Below are 19493 nucleotides of genomic sequence, written 5' to 3'. Positions count from 1 at the left end.
ATGTCAAATCCGCAAATTATTTTTGTTCCATGTTTAATTTTAATTCTACTTACTTTTCTAGTTTTAAATATCATGTTTAATAGACGTATGCGCGGACTAAAAAAGGGAGAAATTACACCTGGTCACTTTAAGACATATTCAACAGGACAGACAGAGGCGGTTAAAACAATTCAGGCACAAAGAAACTTCTCCAATCTTCAAGAGGCCCCTCCACTATTTTACTTTCTTTGTCTTATCACTTTTGTCACAGGGAATGTGACACCTTTAATGATGACATTGGCGTGGCTTTTTCTAGCATCAAGAATAATTCACACTCTCGTTCACATAACAACCAATAAGCTTCCCCTAAGAATGCTAAGCTTTGGAGCGGGTTGGCTTATTTTAGTCTTAATGAGTATCAATCTATTAATTAAGTTTATTTAACTTCTTGAACTAGAAATGAGAGAGACTCTCCACTATAGTCTCTCTTTTCTACTTTCACAGCTATATCTTGAGAGCTATAAACTCTTTCATCATAGAGAACAACAACACTTGTATCACCACGAGATAAGAAATTATTCTCACCGTAGTCAGTATATCTAGTCGCACCAATTCCGATGATAAATTGAGAAGGATATCCGGCCTGAGCAATATACTCGCTGATATTTTCTGCAGGACCTATGTCTGCCTGATTATTAAATTTATCTATACTCCAATTAATTAATTTCTCATATAGATATGAATAGCTCTTTACTGCACTATCTTCGCCGTAAATATAAACCTTTTCATCTCTTATATGAAAACTCGCAATCCTATAGTGGTCTAGAATTCCACCCTTAGAAAATTCATCGATGGTAATAAAGCTATTGGATAGACCTTTAGAACACTCTCCCCAATTCTTTTTCTCACTTATCTTCTTTGCTCCAGGTCTTCTAATAGAGCAATCATTATAAGCAGCAAAACTCTTTGGTATTAGAGCAGAGATTTTACCTTCTCTATATTCTACATTACAAAGCAGGGCAACTTCAGGCTCGATTTGTACGTCATAGTCTGTATCGGGCATATTGATTTGATGTGATGAAAATGGAAATACATTGAGAAAAGAGTTCTCCTTCTCTGGAATATAGAAAGGGAAAATTGCTTTGGGCTGATTCACTTCACTAACTTCTATATTTTTAAAGTCACTTGCCTCATTTGCTTGTTCAAGATGCCCAGCAAAATTACCTGCGACACCAAATCCTAAAATATTTTTTAAATCCATCTCTTACTCTTATAACTTAGTTGTTTTCTTCAATAGTAACATTATCTCGTCTAATTTCTCACTACTTTTATTACTGTCTCCAGATTCCATCGCCTCTTTGACACAAGTATTTAAATGATTTTCTAAGATCTCCAACTCAACACTCTTAATAGCACTTCGTATGGCCTTAGTCTGTGTAAGAATATCAATACAATACTTCTCAGTGGCGATCATATTAGATATTCCTTTAACTTGCCCCTCAATTCGACTCATGCGATTCTTTAACTTCTTGTGGGCCTCACTCTCCATTTTCATATTAAATTCCTTATTCTCAAACTATTACTAACAACTGATATTGAACTTAATCCCATCGCAACACTTGCTAGGATTGGAGGCATTAATGGTCCTCCAAAAATAACAAGTGCACCAGCAGCTATAGGAATTAAAAGAGTATTATAAATCAGAGAAAGAAATAAATTCTGCTTAATTATTTTCATCGTCCCTTCTGATAAATCTAAGAAGGTTACAACTTTTTCAATATCCCCTTTTACAATTGTTACATCGGCAGTAGAGATCGCAATATCTGTTCCTGTTCCCATTGCCATAGAGAGATCGGCCTTAGCAAGTGCTGGAGCATCGTTAATACCATCACCAATCATGGCCACTCTCTTTCCACTTGCTTGAATCTCTTCAAGTTTAGAGGCTTTCTCAAGTGGAGAGGCGTTTCCTAAGACCTTATCAATTCCAAGCTCATCTCTTACAGAGTTGGCAATTGCCTTATTATCTCCTGTGATTAACCACGTCTCAATACCTCGCTTTTGAAGATTCTCAATCATCTCTTTAGCGTTGGCCTTTATTTTATCTCCAATAGTAATAACACCAATATACTGCTTATCTCGCGCAATAAAGACATAACTTCCAAGCTTAGTGACATCTTCCTCATTAATTTCAATTTCAAACTTATCAAAAAGCTTTCTATTACCTACAACATAGGTCGATCCGTTAATATCTGCTTCTATCCCCATTCCTTTATGAATCTCAAAGAAGTCTGGCTCATTGAACTTAAGCCCTAGTTCATTAGCCCTAGAAATAATGGCCTTAGCAAGAGGATGTTCTGATAACTTTTCAATTGATGCCACATCACTTAGAACTTCATTCTCATCAATATTATTGTGAATCTTGATTTCAATAATCTCAGGTCTTCCCTCGGTAAGAGTACCAGTCTTATCAAAAATAATAGCATCTATATTACAGGCCTTCTCAAGAACTTCTCCTCCACCAATAAGCTGTCCCTTTAGTGAAGCACGTCCCGTCGCGACCACGACTGCAGTTGGAGTTGCGAGCCCAAGAGCACAAGGACAAGCAATGACTAAGACTGCAATAAAATTAGAGATGGCATTTCCCCAAGCATTCTCGCCGCCTACGAAGAGCCATGCGACAAGAGTCATAATAGAGAATACTAAAACCGCGGGAGTGAAGTAAGAGCTTATCTTATCTGCATACCTTTGAATTTCTGGTTTATTATTTTGTGCATTTTCTACAAACTCCACAATGTGAGATAAAAAAGTATCTGAACCTACTTTCTTAGCAGTAAAGTCAATTGCGCTATCTCCATTTAATGTACCACTAAAGACTTGATCTCCTACTGTTTTAAAAACAGGGATTGGCTCTCCAGAGAGCATTGATTCATCAATAGAGCTCTCACCTTTTACAATTTTTCCATCAACAGGAAACTTGCCACCCGGTAAGACTCTAAGTGTGTCTCCAATATTAACCTTTGAGATATCAATTTCAGCAAACTCTCCATCTCTCAAAACGAGTGCACTCTTTGCACTTAAACTTAAGAGGGAGTTGAGAGCATCTTTTGATTTTCTCTTAGCTTTATCTTCAAAGTAATTTCCAAGAAAGACAAAAGATATAATAAACCCTACTGCTTCAAAGTAAACTTTTTGAGTCAGTCCAAACTCTAGAGCGTAAGAGCTAAAGAATGTAATAAAGAATGAGTAGATAAAAGCTGCACTTGTCCCGAGTCCAATAAGAGTATTCATATTTGATCGACCAGTACGAATAAAATTTATAAGAGAGAGCTGAAACTTCTTTCCTATAAAGGCCCAAATAGGAAGAGCCAGTGCAAATTGAATATAGTAATTAACTTTAGTAGAGAAAGTATTTTTAAGTGGTCCCATCTCTAAAGAGAACAAGAGCAGAGAAAAAATAAAAGCAATCCAAAAGAAGAGAATCTCACTTCCTCTTTCCTTTCCCTGAGATTCATACTCTAATTCATAACCTAATTCTAAGATTTTACTTTCAACTAAGTTTTGAACCTCACTCGAGAGGATATTAAACTTACCGCTCTCTGTAGCAAAGTTGACTGAGGACTTAGTCACTCCATCAATTCTTGCAACTTCGCGCTCAATACTCGAAGCACAGCTAGCACAACTCATTCCACTAATTTTAATATTTAAATCCACAGAATACTCTCTTCAAAAGGTTTACTGACTAACCTATTTTTAAAACTACACTCTTAACGACTTTGTAATCGAAAACCCTAGCTCTTCAATTGCGTTCTTAGTATCAACTGTTGAGGCGTCATCAGAACACTCTAAAATAACTGTCTTTTCCTCTAAGTCTATAGTTACATTTGTGGCCATATCACTGCCTAAGAGCGCATTTTCGATCTTGCTCTTACAACCACCACATTTCATTCCTTCAACCATAAATCCTATCTTTTTCATAAAACCTCCAATACCCCCACAGGGTATATTAAAATTAAATTCTTGTCTATCATAATTTAAAAATTGTGCTAAATCTTACACGTTTGTAACACTTTATTGACTCAAGCTTTTTAAAACATTAAGTTGAGCCCCTATGGAAAAAAAGAGAGATTACACCCTTGTTAACGATGTCAATTGTCACGTTAAGAGAAGGGCCGAAATTTTACAAAAATATCCTGCTGTTAAAGAGCTCTATGGTACAAACCCATTATCTGCTCTGTACATTTCACTAATTGTAACTCTTCAATTTATTCTTGCGACCTTAATTAAAGATCAGGCATGGTGGGCAATTCTCATTCTCAGTTATACTGTCGGTGCTGTGGCCAATCACTCTCTCTACGTTATGATTCATGAGTGTTGTCACAACACTGTTTTTAAGAAAGCATTTTATAATAAGGTTATGGGTATTATTTGTGATCTACCACTCTTTCTTCCATCAGCCATGGGTTTTAGAAAGTATCATATGATTCATCATAAACACTTAGGTGAATATTCATACGACCCAGATATTACAAGTAGATTAGAAGCTGATTTAATTGGTAATAATCCTTTTAAAAAAGCTCTCTGGTTGGCGCTATTCTCACTCTCTCAGGCCCTTCGACCACTAAAAGTACAATACTATAAGCCACTTGATCGCTGGTCTGTAATCAATACGATTGTCATTGTCGCCGTTAATATTGCAATTTACTTCTTTATTGGGCCAGGTGCACTTATCTACCTAGCTCTATCAACTCTCTTTGCTCTAGGACTTCACCCGCTTGGTGGAAGATGGATTCAAGAACACTATATTACCGAAGAGGGACAGGAGACATACTCCTACTATGGAATTTTAAATAAGCTTACATTTAATATGGGCTACCACAATGAACATCACGACTTTATGCACATCCCTTGGAGTCGATTACCAGAGCTTAAAAAAGCAGCTCCTGAGTACTACGATAATTTAAAATCATACCAGTCGTGGACTAGAGTTCTTTTGAATTTTATTTTCAATCCAAAGATGGACTCATACTCGAGAATTATTCATCCAGATAGGCACCCAAAAAGGGCCATTGAATAGTCTCTACCCTATTTAAAAATTGTTTTCCAAATTCCAAGCTTATCGACTTCAATGAGTTGATAGTCTTCTCTAGTAAAGGGATACTTCTCCACATACTCTCTAAAGACTTTATCAAAGCGACCTACCAATGTGAGTAGGTTGATATAGACGACAACCTTAAAAGTTACACTCCAAAACTTAGGGTCCGACTTTGAAGCGCCCTTATCGTAGATAATATGAGAAAGGACACCTGTTCCATAAAAGAGGAAAGTTGCAAGAATAAGTTCAATTACTAAAATTAACCACTGCTGATTTATGAGCGTGATTATGGAATGAAGGTAGAGCAATGTTCCAGTCAACATTCCAAATAAGTGAAGATATCTCTGAACAGGATCAACGTGACCGTAGAAGAACCAATCTCCATAATTATCGAAGTCTTCTAATGATCTTCCAAGAGTAGCTTGATTAGCAAGTTTTCTAGTCTGCTTACTAGGTATCACTCTAGAGAAGCTTGGTATTAAATAGGTCTTTTTACTCATGCTAAAATTTTAGCATGGAGAAAAATTTCAATCAATATACTAAGACTTGGTAGGTTTTTTCTTGCCTGAAAACCTCTTCTTAGAGGGAGCTTTTGGTTTAATCACTTTCTTTTGAGATTTTTTATTCGCTTTCTTCTTTGTAAGGTTAGGATTTCGAAGCTTTCGTCCCGGATTATTTATTGGAGGAATAGTGTCAGTTTCTTCCGTAATTTCAAAGTCTGAATTAACCTTAATTTTAAAGCCTAGTAATTTCTCAACGGCCTTTAAAGACTTCGTCTCTGCAGGATCACAGAAAGTATAGGCCACACCAGACTTACCTGCTCTGGCAGTTCTACCTATTCTATGAATATAGCTCTCGGCCTCTAGAGGAACATCATAATTTATCACATGACTAATTCCATCTACATCAATTCCTCTCGCAGCTATATCCGTAGCGACAAGGGCCTTAATTTTCTTATTTCTAAAAGCAGCCAATGCCTTCTCTCTGGCACCTTGACTTCTATTGCTGTGAATCGAGCTAGACTCTATTCCTGCTTTCATTAAGTGCTTACACACTCTATCAGCACCGTACTTGGTTCTAGTAAAAACAATCACACTCTCACTAACAGATTCATTAATGATCTTCTTTAAAAGTTTTGGCTTCTGTACTCTATCAATATGAATTAAATATTGAGCAATAGATTCTACCGGAGTTGATGGAGGAGAGACTTCAATAATCTTAGGCCTAGTTAGAATCGTGCTTGCTAACTTAGAGATATCCTTTGGCATCGTTGCAGAGAAAAAAAGAGTCTGCCTCTTCTTTGGTAGTCTCTCGATAATTTTTTCGATATCTTTGATGAATCCCATATCAAGCATTCTATCTGCTTCATCAAGAACAAAAGTTTCCAACTCATCTAGCTTAATATGACCTCTTTGTAGAAAGTCCAATAAACGTCCCGGTGTCGCAATCAAAAGATCAACTCCAGTTGCAAGCTTTCTCACTTGATTTAATGGACCATCTCCACCAAAGATCACAGCTGAAGACAAATTCATACCCTTAGAGTAAATCTCAACCTGCCCATTAATTTGATTCGCCAACTCTCGCGTAGGAGTAAGTATAAGGGCCCTTGCTCTCTTGGCCTTCACTACTTGCTTAGAACGAGAAAGATTTTCGATCATTGGAATTGAAAAAGCTCCCGTCTTACCAGAGCCTGTTTGTGCAATTCCTTGAATATCCCTTCCCTCTAAAATAAGTGGGATGGCCTCTCGTTGAATATCTGTTGGGGTTGAATAGCCTTTATCGGCTAGAGTCTTTAATAATTTGCTACTGAGTTTGAGATCTTTAAATTGAGTCATTCATAACCGGATAAAAAAAAAGGAGATCGAGATGATCTCCTTTAAAGAATTCTTTTAATTAAAAGTCTTACTTGCGAGATACGTTTACAGCACAAGGTCCTTTTAGCCCTTCACCAACTTCGTACTCAACAGTGTCACCTTCATTAAGAGGTCCACTCTGAATTCCCGTAATGTGAACGAAGATATCCTTTCCACCATTCTCTGGAGTGATGAATCCGAAACCTTTTTCTTGATCAAAAAATTTAACTTTACCTGTTTCCATAAATATTCCTTAAACGTATTCGCGTCGCTATGTAATATAACAACAATTTATTAGTCATATTTATAGTATTATAGCGTATATAAAGCAACGATAAAAAAACAATATTTAGACACAAAACAAAATGCGACGCAAAATAGATAGACAAGAAATATTCCCCTAGGAATTCTCTTGAATAATCAACTACTTAACTAGGCTACCTAAGACAATTTTTAAATTCTGATATAAATCATTTATTGTAATATTCACCCTATTCGATGAAATATTTTGCTCAAGAACAAGTGGCAGGTGAATAAAGCCAACTTTAGTTCTACTATTTCTAAACTTAAATAATGTTCTAAAGAAAATTTCATTACAAATATAAGTCCCAGCACAATTTGAAACTTCTACCTGTATCGACTTCTCTTTACAAGTTCTTTGTAACTCCTCTAAGGGAAGGCCCGTAAAAATTCCATCGCTCGCATTTTCAATAATCTTCTTATGAGCAATGAGATTTCCATCATTATCTGCAATCGGAAAGTCTAAAACATTAAGTGCTACTCGCTCAATTGATATTCTATCTCTCTTACTCGCCTGCCCTAGAAGAATAATAAAATCGTATTCTTTACCCGCAAGAAATGTTTCTAAAACAGTAAAACACTTAGTAGTGACAACAGGAAGAATCAGAGTATCTACTAGGCTTTCACTCTTAAATTTGTCGATTATCATTTGAGTACAATTGCTTGAGATATCACCGAATGGCTCAAAGCCAGTAACTAGAATTTTCAAAACTAACTCTCCATATAAGATATAGAAGAATCCTCTCACACATGATAAGTTAATCCAATGAGTTTTAAAAAGAGTATAGAGAAAGAAGAAATTAACAAACTTGAAATGCTTAAGTTTCAAGGCAATATTCACCTTATCACTGATGATGCTGAGGCAATTAAGATTGCAAAGAAACTAAGTAGTGAAGAGATTCTAGGTTTTGATACTGAAACGAGACCAAGTTTTAAAAAGGGTGAAAACTATGACGTGGCCCTTCTTCAACTTTCGACAGAAAATGATGCCTATCTCTTTAGATTAAATAAAATGAAACTTCCTAATGAACTCGTAGACCTATTGGCCGATGAGAATATTGTCAAAGCTGGTGTGGCGGTAAGAGATGATATTAAATCTCTACAAAAACTTAATCCTTTTAAAGAAGAGAGCTTTTGTGAGTTACAAGATGTCGCGAAGGAATTGGGAGTGAAAAATTTTGGACTGAGGGCCCTTTGTGCCATCTTTCTAAATTATAGACTCTCTAAAAGAGCAAAGATCACAAATTGGGAACAACCCAAGCTTACTCAAGCGCAAATTCACTATGCCGCTTGTGATGCGTGGGTTGGATTACAAATTTATAAGAAAATGCAATTGGCCAAGAATTAAAAGTCTTTTCCCATTAATGTTTTTCTTCCATCGCTCTTGGCCCTTTCAATTGCGCGGTCACATTCTCTTCGAATGATATCTGATAGAACATCACTCACATCTGCCGAAGTATTTAAATCTCCGCGTGCCTTCACATAGGCCTTGAGCTTAGAGACAACGACTAGAATATCTTTTGGCAATCCTTCAACATCAGCTGATGTACTACTCTTAGAAGACGAGACAATTCTCACCTTAGGAGCGCTTTTCCACTGCTCTTTTGACGGAGAATGAAACTCTTCGGCCCAAGCGCTTTTATGATTGAGAGTACTACTGTGAACACCCCAACAGTCAACTGAACAAAACTGCGCTGGAGCACGCTTCTTATCACATGAACTCACAGAGCATTTATAGTACTTCGTAGTGAAATTAATTTCTTTTTTACAAACAATGCATTTACGCCAAAAGTTTTGGTCCATAATTTCTCCCTAAAGATAAAGAGAAATTATAGCATAGGAATATTTTCGAAGGTAATTAATCCCAGTTCACCTTTACGAAAGTCAGATAAAACTGTTGCAAATGTTCTATCGAAGTCTGCCACCCCTTTCTTTTTAATGAATCCGCGACTAAGAGAAATTTGCTCAAGAACTTCACCACTAGAAGTGGCGAGTTTATCAATATTATATTTTTCTTCCAAATTCTTTGGAAAGTACTTCATTAGATACTCTACAACAAAGCAGGCAACCTCTTCTTGCCCAAGAATCTGATCTTTAATTGCGTGAGTTGCACAAAGCCACATACCTTCTTCACGTGTTTCAATCTTTCTTGGCATAATCCCAGGAGTATCTAGTAACTCTATATCACCAGCTAATTTAATCCACTGTTGAGATTGAGTTAGCCCCGGTTTATCACCACTCTTAGCGGCCTTTCTTCCTCCAAGAGAATTTATTAAAGTTGACTTGCCTGTATTTGGAAGCCCTACCATCATCATTCTAAACTTTCTTGTCTTCTCACCACTTCCACCTGAAGCTATGCGATTAGCAACGACAATTTCTCTGGATTTTTCGGTAATGAGTTTCACTGCATTTCGATCTAAGACGTTGATAAAGATGTGATGCTCGCCATTATCATCAAACCACTTCTTCCAGTCGGCCAATTTTTCAGGGTCACAGAGATTAACTTTATTGAGAACAATTAAACGACACTTATTTCCGAGAACTTTCTTTAAATCCTCATTTCCCGATAGCAGCGGGATTCTTGCATCACGAAGTTCGAGAACGATATCCACCATCTTCAACTTCTCTCCAACCTGCTTCATGGCCTTTGCCATATGTCCTGGAAACCAGTTAAATGCCTTAGTGTGGTCGCGATACTCTGTTAGAGTAATATCTTCGCTATAGCTTCTCTTTGCCTTCTTTGCCATTTCATTCCTCAAAATATTTACTTTCAAGTAGTTATCGGCCGAAATAACATTAAGCAACTCTCCTCTTGGTCATATTGAAATAAATACAGAAAAATCTAACTAAATAGCTTAAATCACTAAGCTATGCTAATAAATGGCCCATGACAGATTTTTCAAAACTCAAGCGCTATCCCATTATAAAGAATGACCCTTTAAAAGCATGGGATGCTTCAGACGAATTAGTAGGAGAATACCTTAAAACACCTAAGTATTGTGAGTGTAAAAAGCTGCTCTTAATTAATGATAGCTTTGGAGCACTTTGCAAGGCCTCTGAGAGTAGAGAGATTTACTGCTATAGCGACTCCTATGTTTCAAAGATGGCCATTGAACAAAATATGCCCTCCACTCCAAATCTTCTAAATGATTTAAATGATCTTAAAGGAGACTACGATCTAGTCGTTATAAAACTACCTAAGAACTTGTCCTTTTTAGAAGATATATTAATCCAACTGACACGCTTTCTTCCAAAGTCTACACCACTTATTTTTTCGGGAATGATTAAACATATGGCCAATGGTCACTTTGATTTAATCAATAAGTATATCGGTGAAACATCTACTAGCTTGGCAAAGAAGAAAGCGAGACTCATTTTTGCCAACCTCGAAAAAGAAGAAGCACAAAGTATATACCCACTTTCTATAAGCATTCCACAGTGGGATATAGATCTTCAAAATGAAAGTAATTTATTCTCGAGAGAGAAATTAGATATTGGAACGAGATTCTTTTTAGAAAATATTCCACGTGGTGACTTTAAAAATATTCTCGATCTCGGATGCGCCAATGGACTCATTGGGCTTAAAGCTAAACAACTCAATCCCAGTGCAACAATTCACTTTGTGGACGAGTCTTATATGGCCATTAAGAGTGCAAGAGCAAATTATCAAAATAGCTTTGATGATTGCGCCATTTATAATTGGACTAATTGCTATGAAGACGAGGACTTTAGTGAAGTTGATCTCGTTCTCTGTAACCCTCCCTTTCACCAAGGCAATACTATTGGAGATTTTATTGCTTGGCAGATGTTTAAGAATTCTTTTCAAAAACTACAAAGAGGTGGAAAGCTCATTGTTATTGGAAACTCACACTTGCGATATAACTTAAAATTGAAAAAGATATTTGGAAATTGCAAAATCATCAACCAGAATAAGAAATTTCATATCTTAGAATCTACTCGTTAATAAGACTATGCAGGATATGATCAAGCGTCTTGTCTCTATTCTCATATGAACTCCTATGATATTATAGGCCATATGCACGTGAATCTAAAGTTTAAGATTATTAAGATTCTGTGGGCCAAGGCCCAAATTACAATGAGTTACAATGAATATGAACCTAAATGAAATTGATATCGTTTTCTATGATGGTGATTGCGGGCTATGTAGTCGATTTATTCAACTCATCTTAAAGTTTGAGAAAAATCCTAATTACTACTTCTGTCCTCTAGATTCCGATCTCTCAAGAAAAATATTAGGTCATCGCACTCTTGACTCTGTTGTTTTAAAAGAAAGTGAAGAGCTTTACTATGAGTCCAGCGCGGCCCTTAGAATATTCAGGAAAATGAAATTTCCTCTCTCTCTATTATTTGGATTCATAATTATTCCTCCAATTCTTAGAGATACTATTTATAAAATCATTGCTGTGAATCGTAGACGTTTTTTTAAAGATAATACTCAATGCCTTCTACTAGATGAGAGTATTAAGCATCGATTTCTATAGTCTACACTTGATGACAATCTTCATGCCAAACCAAATTAAATAAGGCCGCCACATAGATTTATAGATGACTTTCTTTACTGCAAAGCGATCAGCTCGACTCAACTCACAGTATCCTGTTTTTATGTAACAAGGAACGTGGGCCTTAAATTGCTCTTTCTTAAATTCTTTACAACTTAAATGATCTTTTGATTCGAGTGCCTGATCAATAAGGCATTGTCTCACATCACGAATCCATCTCTTTCCCTCTTCCGAGAATCTATCCTCTTCTTTATTAAACTTCAGACAATACTTCTTTCCAAAGTTTAGAGGATAACCACGTTTTCCACAGTGACGTTGCTCTTCTATACAAGAGTAGTAGTCGCAATCATCTTCTAATTGGTCACACTCCATCGCACTAAGAGATAGAGACATCAAAATTATGAATAGAGAGATAAGTGCTTTTTGCATCCACCCAATCTAACATGATTTTATGGAGTATAAGAAAACCTTGTAGAATTTACTTAGGAACTACAGCTAAGCATAGACGATCCTGCCTTATTTTCCGCCCACTTAGGTCTCTTACAGAAGAATCTATCACTCCCCTTAGAGTATGGATTCTTAAGTGCTGTGAAGAGTTCATTAAAGAGAGTATCGTCTCCAGCTTCAAGCTCTTCACTGGCCTTTTGAAGAAGGTAGTTTCTAAGTATGAATCTAGGGTTGGCCTCGCTCATTATCTGTCTTGACTCAGAGGTAGTTAGACTGTCTTTTTCAAGAAACGACTTATAAACTTTAATAAGATTATAGAACTCTCTTTGTTCAGACTCTGATAGCTCTCTATAAAAGCACTCATTAAAGTGATTCATCACCTCTTCTCTACTTGCCTCACCTCTTGCAAGATCAATTAGATATTGGAAGAAGAGTGTCATATCAACTTTGCAATCATAGAGAAGTGACCTCATCTGATCTAAGAACTCCTCACCTTCTTCTGTTTTTAAATTACTTAAACCGTACTTTCGAGACATCATCTGATAATAGTCAGTTGTATAATACTCTTTAAAGTTAGAGACCTCATCTTCTAATAAGTTCGTCTCCTGCATTAAAGGCATTAGACTCTCAGCAAATCTCTGGAGATTCCAAAGAGCAATTGAAGGTTGCTTAGCGAAGGCATATCTTCTACCGGGAAGATCCGTTGTATTTGGAGTGAAATTTGGATCAAAATTATCCAAGAAAGAAAAAGGACCATAATCTATAGTTAGTCCCAATATGGACATATTATCTGTATTCATTACTCCGTGGACAAATCCAACTCGCATCCACTCGCTAATCATTCGAGATGTTCTCTTTGAAACTTCCCTAAAAAAGGAAATAATCTTTTGATCCCCTTGCTCTTTAATCTCTGGATAGAATTTTTGAACACTCCAATTCAGGAGGTCCTCTAAATTAGAGACTTCACCTCTTGCGTAGAGGATTTGAAAATTGCCAAATCTAAGAAAGCTCGGAGCGACCCTTGAGACAATGGCTCCATTCTCATACTCACTATTGCCATCATAGAACATGTCTCGAAGAACCTTATCCCCTGTATCTACAAGACTTAGGGCCCTCGTTGTGGGAACGCCAAGGTAGAACATGGCCTCGCTCATCAAGAATTCACGAACAGATGATCTAAGTACAGCTCTGCCATCTCCCCTTCTTGAGTAAGCTGTTTGACCGGCACCTTTTAGTTGGAGTTCAAAGATCTGATTTCCTTTGCTTATTTCACCAAGAGTTATGGCCCTTCCATCTCCCAGCTGATTTGCCCAGTGCCCGAATTGAAAACCACCATAGCAAGCAGCATAGGGAATCATAGTTCTATTGACCCTATTACCACTTAAAATCTCTACGCTCTCCCTTGTTTCAGCGCCCTGATCTATACCCATAGCGCTGGCCAATTCACTTGAATAAGCAATGAGTCTTGGCCCACTTACAGGTGTTGGCATGGCCCTAGTATAAAGGGAGTCAAGAGTTTCACTAGGTGTGCGAGAAACCTGGTCATTTCCCTTAAAGTTATTCACAAAGTTATTTTCAAATTCTAATTCATCTAATTTTCTATCCATAGTCCCCCTAGTCTACATCATTAGACAGAAAATACGAACACTCCTTAACACTTTAAGACAACTCTAGTATAAATTTAGAATAATTTTACATTGGGAGAAAATATGCAATTTAAGGTAAGTTCAAGCCTATCCAAAAAGTCCTCTGCAAAAGAGTTAAACACTGCTAAGAGTAATATTTATATCTACAACTCTAAGACACAAAAAGATGTACATAGTATTGTTTCCAAGGAATTTTCGACTTGGCAAAAGAGTGCTCTAAAAAACTCCAATGAAACAACATATACGGGAAAGAATGGACCAATCTACCTTTGTAAATTAGAGGCGAAGAGTTCTGACTCTCACAGCGGTCTACTTGAGAGAAGTCTTTACGCTAGTGCAAGAGAACAAATAGGAAGACTAACGAATTCATTAGTTGCTGATAAGTCAAAAGAGATTACTTTTAATTTCTACACAGAGAGTGAAGAAGAGATTATTGGATCAATAGTTGGGATAGAGCTAGCCCTCTATAGATTTAATGGATCAGAAAATATTGGAACACTTAAATTCAATTCTTTTAATAAGAAAGTAAGCACTTCTCTAGTTAATAAGGCCAAGGCCATCGCTCTTGGTGTAAATCAAGCAAGACACTTAGTAAATCTTCCGCCAAATGACTTAAACCCAGTAAGCTATGCAAACGAAGTCAAAGACTTATTTAAAACTTCAAAGACAATGAAAGTTACAATTTTAGATGAGAAGAAGTTACAAAAAGAAAATTGTAATCTTCTCCTCTCTGTTGGGATGTCATCAAACAATAAACCAAGAATTGTTCACTTAAAATATAGACCTAAAGGAGCATCTAAGAAGTCAGTTGCTCTCATTGGAAAAGGAATCACATTTGACTCTGGTGGACTTGATATGAAGCCCGCAGCAGGAATGCGCTACATGAAAAAAGATATGGGTGGATCTGCTTGCTTAGTTGGTTTCTCTAGATGGCTAGAGAGCTCTGGTGTAAGAAAGAATGTTGATATCTACCTAGCTCTTGCTGAAAATGCTGTCAGTGAAAATGCTTCTAGACCGAGTGATATTTATAAAGCAAGAAATGGACTCACTGTTGAGATTCACAACACTGATGCGGAAGGTAGACTTGCACTAGCTGATGCTATGGACTTAGCTCTAGAGCTTAAGCCAGAGGTTATGATTGATGTTGCAACTTTAACTGGAGCTGGAAAAGTTGCTCTAGGACAAGATATCGCAAGTTTATTTTCAAATAACGATGCTCTAGCAGATGAGCTCTTAAGCTCTTCTCACAAAATGGGTGATCTTGTATGGAGAATGCCTCTTTATAACCCTTATTTCAGCGGGCTCAAGTCAGACTTTGCAGATATGGTTAACTCGGCCAGTGGTCATGGTGGGGCCATAACTGCGGCACTATTTTTACAGAAATTTGTTGGTAAAACGAAGTGGGCCCACTTAGATATTTTTGCTTGGACTAATGGTTCTAAACCAAGTCTTGTGCAAAAAGGTGGAAGCGGCCAAGGAGTTGAAACTCTCATTGGCTACTTCTCTTAGTCAGAAATTTAAACCTAGAAGTTTCTCTTGAAGTAACTTCTAGGTAATTCTAAAAGTTCAAGATTTCTTATTTCATCAGATATCTTATCTAAAGTTACAGCAATCAATGTTCCCTTATTATGTCCAATCACAAAGACTTCATACTCTTTGCCTTCAACGACAACAAGGTGCTCTCCAAACTTTCTCCACTCATCATCCTTAGCTTTTTGATCAGTGAAGAATTCAGTACCAAGAGGTGTTCTAAAGCGGTATGAACAAACTAAATTAGCAGAGAGAATCATAGACTCGTGTTCAGATAGACCTTTTACTCTAGATTTACTTCTAAAGTAATCAATAGTGTAACTAAGTAAGAAGCTATCTTTCTCTGTTAACTTATAGAGATAGTCCTCATGTCCTTCTAATCTATCTAAGCGATTAAGCTTAACCGGAGAAACAAATACAAATCCACTAGGGTGAATAATCTTTGCCGTCTCATTTGGTTTAGACGAAATTTGCCACGCCCAATCTGTACTTGGAAACTTAGGTGAAGAGGCCATTACTTCTTGGCCTCTAGAGCTTCTAATTCTTCTTTTATAAGAGCATCGTCAATCTTTGGAACTAGTGCTACCACTTCTTCGCTTAAGACATGACCTTTAGAGAAGATCTCATCAATGACACTTAAGTCTCCACTATAGATTTTTCTCTGATGTTCCTCAGTTAAAATATTTTCGTAGTGCTTTAAAATACTATCTGAAAGCGCTGGTAAAAACGGCTTCATGATAACACCTAAGCATAGAGCGTAAATTGACGAGTGGGCCAAGGTCTTACCAGCAAGGTCTTTGTCCTCTTTTATTTGTGCCCACGGAGCATTGTCTGAAAAGAAGTTATTGGCACTTTGACCAATGAACATAACCTTTTCAATACCCTTTTTAATATTGTAACCATCAACTAATTCATTTAATGCTTTTATATCGGCGGACAAACTCTCACAAGCACTTGAGCCAGTAAAGCCCTCGTAATACTTAGCAGGCATCCCCTCATTCCAATTCTTCTGCGTAAACTTCAAACAACGATTGAGAAAGTTTCCAATATTATTGGCAAGCTCGTTATTCACCTTGGCCTGAAGTTGTTCCCAACTAAAGCTTGAGTCAGTCTGCTCAGGTAGAATAGAAAGTAGATAGTATCTCAGTGCATTTTGTCCAAACTTAGCAACGGCCTTCGCCGCATCAACATAGTGACCTGTTGATTTAGAAAATTGCTTTCCTTCTAAATTTAAAAATTGATTTGCAGGCACTTGATTGGCCGGTTTACAAATTCCAGAGGCCATACTCATGGTTGGAAAGATAACAGTATGAAAAATTATATTATCTTTACCGATGAAGTGAGTTAACTCAACATCATCGCTATTCCACCAGTCATTGATATAGTCTTCACTAGATTCAACCTGCTCTAAATACTTCTTGGTATTTGAAACATAACCAATAGGAGCATCAAACCAAACGTAGAGTTTCTTTCCTTCAGTATTAGGAAGAGGAACATCTATTCCCCAATCAATATCTCTCGTAATGGCACGATCATGTAGATTCTCTTTAGTTAAACTATCAACGTAAGGGTAGACTGTCTTTCTCCACTCATCACTCTTAGTCTCAAGCCACTTTCTATATTCAGGGTGATACTTAGAGAGACAAATATAGTATTGAGTAACTGTTACCTCAGAAATATTTTGACTCGCGCAGATCTTACAAACTGTATTTGTTAATTTAACAGGATCAATGAACTCACCACAATTAGGACACTCATCTCCTCTAGCATGTTCATAATCACACTTGTAGCAAGTTCCCTCTACAAAACGATCAGGAAGATGATTATGACAGTCATTACAATAGAGTTGTTGAGAATCTTTTGGCTCAATATATCCTTTTTCATGAAGAACTTTAAACCACTTGATAACCTCTTCTTTATGGTAGTCAGCAGATGTTTGTCCGAAGAAGTCAAAACCGATACCAAAATCTTTAAAGAGTTCACTATGTTCTCTATGCCATTTATTGACATACTCCTGATACGGCTCACTTACTTTCTTGGCATTTAACATAATCGCCACACCATGCTCATCTGAACCACTTATAAATAATGTCTTGTGACCTTGTAGTTTTCTATGTCTATTATAAACATCTGAGGAGAGATAAGCTCCTGCCATGTGGCCAAAGTGAATCGGTCCATTTGCATATGGGAGTGCTGCCGTAATGAGGTACTTCTTTTCTTGCATTTAATTGCTCCAAATATAAATAATCAGAAGAAAACTTAGCAAAATTGAGTGAATATTGCTATAACTTCTGCCATTAACACAGTGAGAAATTATGGCCATTGAGATACCAAATAAAGCCTTTCTATCTTTTAGCTACAAGCAATGCATCAATACTCTTTATAGGGCCTTCAAGCAAGTTGATGACAAATGGGATAACGAGAGTCTTAGACTGAACTCACTTGAGATATTAGAGAATAATCTCGTCGCACTCAAGTCCCATGAAGACGAAGCGCTAATTGGTCTTGGACAAGAGATTCTCTCAGACTTCCCAAGCACTCGTCCTAAGCTACAAGACCTCTTAATGAAGCTAGAGAGAATTGAAAATAAGGATTTAAAAGATAGCGATTTTCTCATTACAACAGAAGATGATTTTGCCAAGATTAACGATGAGCCAAATCCAATCCATCTCGTTCTAGATAATTTGAGAAGCTCCTTCAACGTTGGAAGTCTCTTTAGAACAGCAGAGGCCATAGGAATCAAAGAAGTTCACCTCTGTGGCTATACGCCTACTCCAGAGAACTCTAAGACTGCGAAATCAGCACTTGGTACCGATAAGTGGATCAAGTGGAGTTATTGGGAATCTAGCCTAGATTGTATTGATGCTCTCAAAGAGAGGGGCGCCTCGATCTATGCTTTTGAAACTGAAAAAAATGCAAAAGCACTTGAAGAAGTAAGAGAAATTAGAGAGTGTGCGATAGTTCTTGGTAATGAGAGATATGGTCTAAATGAAAGCGTCCTAAATAGATCGGATGAGATTTTAAAAATTAGACTTGATGGGAAGAAGAACTCCCTTAACGTCGGAACTTGTGGTGCGATAGCGATGTATCACATGGCGAGAGTTCAAAGAGAGAATAAATGAAAATCACAACAATTTTAACACTACTACTTCTTGCCTTTAAGGCACATGCATTTAACGATTTTAGAGTCGGCGATGTTATCTTACTCGATCTAGATTGCAGAAGTTGTCAGATAATTGAAGACGAGAGCGGGGGAAGATTTTCACACTCAGGTGTTGTTATATCCGATGGAAGAGAACTCTACGCCGCCCAATCACTAGGCTTTGTTCATCACATGCCAATTGAAAAATTCTTAAAATACACTAAGAAGTACGTAGTCATTCGACCAAAAGTTAATCTCACTAATTTTAAAAAATATCATTGGCAAGCCTATAAGAGCGAATACTACAAAGTTCCTTTTGACAATGACTATAGATGGGATGATGAAACTCTCTATTGTTCTGAGTTTCTCTATAAGTTTATGGCGCGCTTTATAAACTTTAAGCACCTAAGCTCTGCACCAATGGACTTTACTAGGAATTGGGATTATTGGGCGGCCCATTTCAGACTAGGACCACCACAAGGTATTGAAGGGATTTCCCCTAATGACTTTTACTACTCTAAAGATTTTAAAATCATTTACGATTCAGAAAAGGGCCTACTTTAAAGAGGCCGAAACCATTTGAGATAATTTCTTACCATCAAAACGGCCCTTTGTTTTTGCACTAAGGGCTCCCATAAGACTACCCATATTTGGATTCTCAATCGAGGCCTTAAGCTCATCTATCATCGCCTGAACTTCTTCAGTTGTTAATTGCTTAGGAAGGAATTCGCTTAATACAGCGACTTCTTTTTCAAGCTCTACTCGCTGCTCACTCCCCTCAGGGTACATTCCCATTGAGTCCTTCATCTTCTTAGCATATGAAATAACAATATCCATTTCAGAGACTGGCTTCTTAGATGTTTCATTCTCAATAAAGAGTTTCTTTAAGTATCTCAAGGCATTAAGTCTTACTTTATCCTTGGCCTTCATTGCTGCTATGATTTGCTTACTTACATTGTCCTTTAAACTTTCACTCATATTTAA

General features: G+C 37.1%; 23 protein-coding genes. 8 read left to right on the top strand and 15 right to left on the bottom strand.

What is annotated here, in order from left to right:
• Positions 1 to 423, top strand: coding sequence for an MAPEG family protein (locus BMS_RS04600; RefSeq protein WP_014243626.1), 423 nt, complete (start codon positions 1 to 3; stop codon positions 421 to 423).
• Here BMS_RS04600 and BMS_RS04595 read toward each other — a convergent pair.
• The 4 genes from BMS_RS04595 to BMS_RS04580 are packed head-to-tail and all read right to left on the bottom strand — an operon-like array spanning position 416 to position 3954.
• Complete coding sequence (locus tag BMS_RS04595) at positions 416 to 1240, bottom strand: DUF5718 family protein (RefSeq protein WP_014243625.1); 825 nt, start codon at positions 1238 to 1240, stop codon at positions 416 to 418. The two genes, BMS_RS04600 and BMS_RS04595, sit on opposite strands and share 8 nt — an antisense overlap.
• 9 nt (positions 1241 to 1249) lie before the next feature.
• Entirely contained in the window at positions 1250 to 1534 is a 285-nt protein-coding gene (locus tag BMS_RS04590) for a metal-sensitive transcriptional regulator (protein ID WP_014243624.1), read from the bottom strand.
• The gene (locus BMS_RS04585; protein ID WP_014243623.1) at positions 1531 to 3690 is read right to left on the bottom strand and encodes a heavy metal translocating P-type ATPase; all 2160 of its coding nucleotides are present in this window, start codon (positions 3688 to 3690) and stop codon (positions 1531 to 1533) included. Before BMS_RS04585 ends, BMS_RS04590 begins: the two co-directional genes overlap by 4 nt.
• A 45-nt stretch (positions 3691 to 3735) precedes the next feature.
• Positions 3736 to 3954, bottom strand: coding sequence for a heavy-metal-associated domain-containing protein (locus BMS_RS04580; RefSeq protein WP_014243622.1), 219 nt, complete (start codon positions 3952 to 3954; stop codon positions 3736 to 3738).
• Positions 3955 to 4087: 133 nt separating this feature from the next.
• On the opposite strand from BMS_RS04580, the gene BMS_RS04575 reads away from it, so the two are divergent.
• Entirely contained in the window at positions 4088 to 5053 is a 966-nt protein-coding gene (locus BMS_RS04575) for a fatty acid desaturase (RefSeq protein ID WP_014243621.1), read from the top strand.
• 8 nt (positions 5054 to 5061) lie between these two features.
• Here BMS_RS04575 and BMS_RS04570 read toward each other — a convergent pair whose 3' ends face one another.
• From BMS_RS04570 to BMS_RS04555, 4 genes are all read right to left on the bottom strand, one after another.
• Complete coding sequence (locus tag BMS_RS04570; RefSeq protein ID WP_014243620.1) at positions 5062 to 5571, bottom strand: hypothetical protein; 510 nt, start codon at positions 5569 to 5571, stop codon at positions 5062 to 5064.
• A 39-nt stretch (positions 5572 to 5610) separates the two neighbouring features.
• Positions 5611 to 6906: a DEAD/DEAH box helicase gene (locus tag BMS_RS04565; RefSeq protein ID WP_014243619.1), complete on the bottom strand. Its 1296-nt coding sequence runs from the start codon at positions 6904 to 6906 to the stop codon at positions 5611 to 5613.
• A gap of 67 nt (positions 6907 to 6973) precedes the next feature.
• Positions 6974 to 7168: a cold-shock protein gene (locus BMS_RS04560; protein ID WP_014243618.1), complete on the bottom strand. Its 195-nt coding sequence runs from the start codon at positions 7166 to 7168 to the stop codon at positions 6974 to 6976.
• 180 nt (positions 7169 to 7348) lie between these two features.
• The gene (locus BMS_RS04555; RefSeq protein WP_014243617.1) at positions 7349 to 7933 is read right to left on the bottom strand and encodes a pyroglutamyl-peptidase I family protein; all 585 of its coding nucleotides are present in this window, start codon (positions 7931 to 7933) and stop codon (positions 7349 to 7351) included.
• A gap of 57 nt (positions 7934 to 7990) precedes the next feature.
• Here BMS_RS04555 and BMS_RS04550 point away from each other — a divergent pair, with 57 nt between their 5' ends.
• A complete protein-coding gene (locus BMS_RS04550) occupies positions 7991 to 8572 on the top strand; it encodes a 3'-5' exonuclease (protein WP_014243616.1) in 582 nt (193 codons plus the stop codon).
• Here the strand turns inward: BMS_RS04550 and BMS_RS17725 are convergent.
• Complete coding sequence (locus tag BMS_RS17725; RefSeq protein WP_014243615.1) at positions 8569 to 9027, bottom strand: hypothetical protein; 459 nt, start codon at positions 9025 to 9027, stop codon at positions 8569 to 8571. The two genes, BMS_RS04550 and BMS_RS17725, sit on opposite strands and share 4 nt — an antisense overlap.
• Positions 9028 to 9053: 26 nt before the next feature.
• Positions 9054 to 10028: a ribosome biogenesis GTPase YlqF gene (gene ylqF, locus BMS_RS04540; protein ID WP_014243614.1), complete on the bottom strand. Its 975-nt coding sequence runs from the start codon at positions 10026 to 10028 to the stop codon at positions 9054 to 9056.
• 83 nt (positions 10029 to 10111) lie between these two features.
• Between ylqF and BMS_RS04535 the strand changes: the two genes are divergently transcribed.
• Both BMS_RS04535 and BMS_RS04530 read left to right on the top strand, forming a co-directional pair.
• A complete protein-coding gene (locus BMS_RS04535) occupies positions 10112 to 11188 on the top strand; it encodes a methyltransferase (protein WP_014243613.1) in 1077 nt (358 codons plus the stop codon).
• 142 nt (positions 11189 to 11330) lie between these two features.
• Positions 11331 to 11726, top strand: a complete 396-nt coding sequence (locus tag BMS_RS04530; RefSeq protein WP_014243612.1) for a thiol-disulfide oxidoreductase DCC family protein — start codon at positions 11331 to 11333, stop codon at positions 11724 to 11726.
• Here the strand turns inward: BMS_RS04530 and BMS_RS04525 are convergent.
• Positions 11721 to 12173: a hypothetical protein gene (locus tag BMS_RS04525; protein ID WP_014243611.1), complete on the bottom strand. Its 453-nt coding sequence runs from the start codon at positions 12171 to 12173 to the stop codon at positions 11721 to 11723. The genes BMS_RS04530 and BMS_RS04525 overlap by 6 nt on opposite strands.
• Before the next feature lie 53 nt (positions 12174 to 12226).
• A complete protein-coding gene (locus BMS_RS04520) occupies positions 12227 to 13798 on the bottom strand; it encodes a protein adenylyltransferase SelO (RefSeq protein ID WP_014243610.1) in 1572 nt (523 codons plus the stop codon).
• 102 nt (positions 13799 to 13900) lie between these two features.
• Here BMS_RS04520 and BMS_RS04515 point away from each other — a divergent pair, with 102 nt between their 5' ends.
• Positions 13901 to 15346, top strand: coding sequence for a leucyl aminopeptidase family protein (locus BMS_RS04515; protein ID WP_052590572.1), 1446 nt, complete (start codon positions 13901 to 13903; stop codon positions 15344 to 15346).
• A 14-nt stretch (positions 15347 to 15360) separates the two neighbouring features.
• On the opposite strand, the gene BMS_RS04510 is transcribed toward BMS_RS04515, so the two are convergent.
• Both BMS_RS04510 and metG read right to left on the bottom strand, forming a co-directional pair.
• Entirely contained in the window at positions 15361 to 15882 is a 522-nt protein-coding gene (locus BMS_RS04510) for a hypothetical protein (RefSeq protein WP_014243608.1), read from the bottom strand.
• Positions 15882 to 17591 carry a methionine--tRNA ligase gene (gene metG / locus BMS_RS04505; RefSeq protein ID WP_014243607.1) on the bottom strand — a complete coding sequence of 570 codons (1710 nt, stop codon included), beginning with the start codon at positions 17589 to 17591 and terminating at the stop codon, positions 15882 to 15884. The genes BMS_RS04510 and metG overlap by 1 nt, the downstream gene beginning before the upstream one ends.
• 91 nt (positions 17592 to 17682) lie before the next feature.
• On the opposite strand from metG, the gene BMS_RS04500 reads away from it, so the two are divergent.
• Positions 17683 to 18489 (top strand): RNA methyltransferase, encoded by an 807-nt coding sequence (locus tag BMS_RS04500; protein ID WP_014243606.1) that lies wholly within the window; start codon positions 17683 to 17685, stop codon positions 18487 to 18489.
• Positions 18486 to 19073: a YiiX/YebB-like N1pC/P60 family cysteine hydrolase gene (locus BMS_RS04495; protein ID WP_014243605.1), complete on the top strand. Its 588-nt coding sequence runs from the start codon at positions 18486 to 18488 to the stop codon at positions 19071 to 19073. The genes BMS_RS04500 and BMS_RS04495 overlap by 4 nt, the downstream gene beginning before the upstream one ends.
• On the opposite strand, the gene BMS_RS04490 is transcribed toward BMS_RS04495, so the two are convergent.
• Positions 19065 to 19487: a GatB/YqeY domain-containing protein gene (locus tag BMS_RS04490; RefSeq protein ID WP_014243604.1), complete on the bottom strand. Its 423-nt coding sequence runs from the start codon at positions 19485 to 19487 to the stop codon at positions 19065 to 19067. The two genes, BMS_RS04495 and BMS_RS04490, sit on opposite strands and share 9 nt — an antisense overlap.
• Between the last annotated feature and the right edge of the window lie 6 nt (positions 19488 to 19493).

Source organism: Halobacteriovorax marinus SJ (assembly GCF_000210915.2).
In the GTDB taxonomy this organism is placed as follows: Bacteria; Bdellovibrionota; Bacteriovoracia; order Bacteriovoracales; family Bacteriovoracaceae; genus Halobacteriovorax; species Halobacteriovorax marinus.
This window is presented reverse-complemented; position numbering and strand designations above follow the sequence as displayed.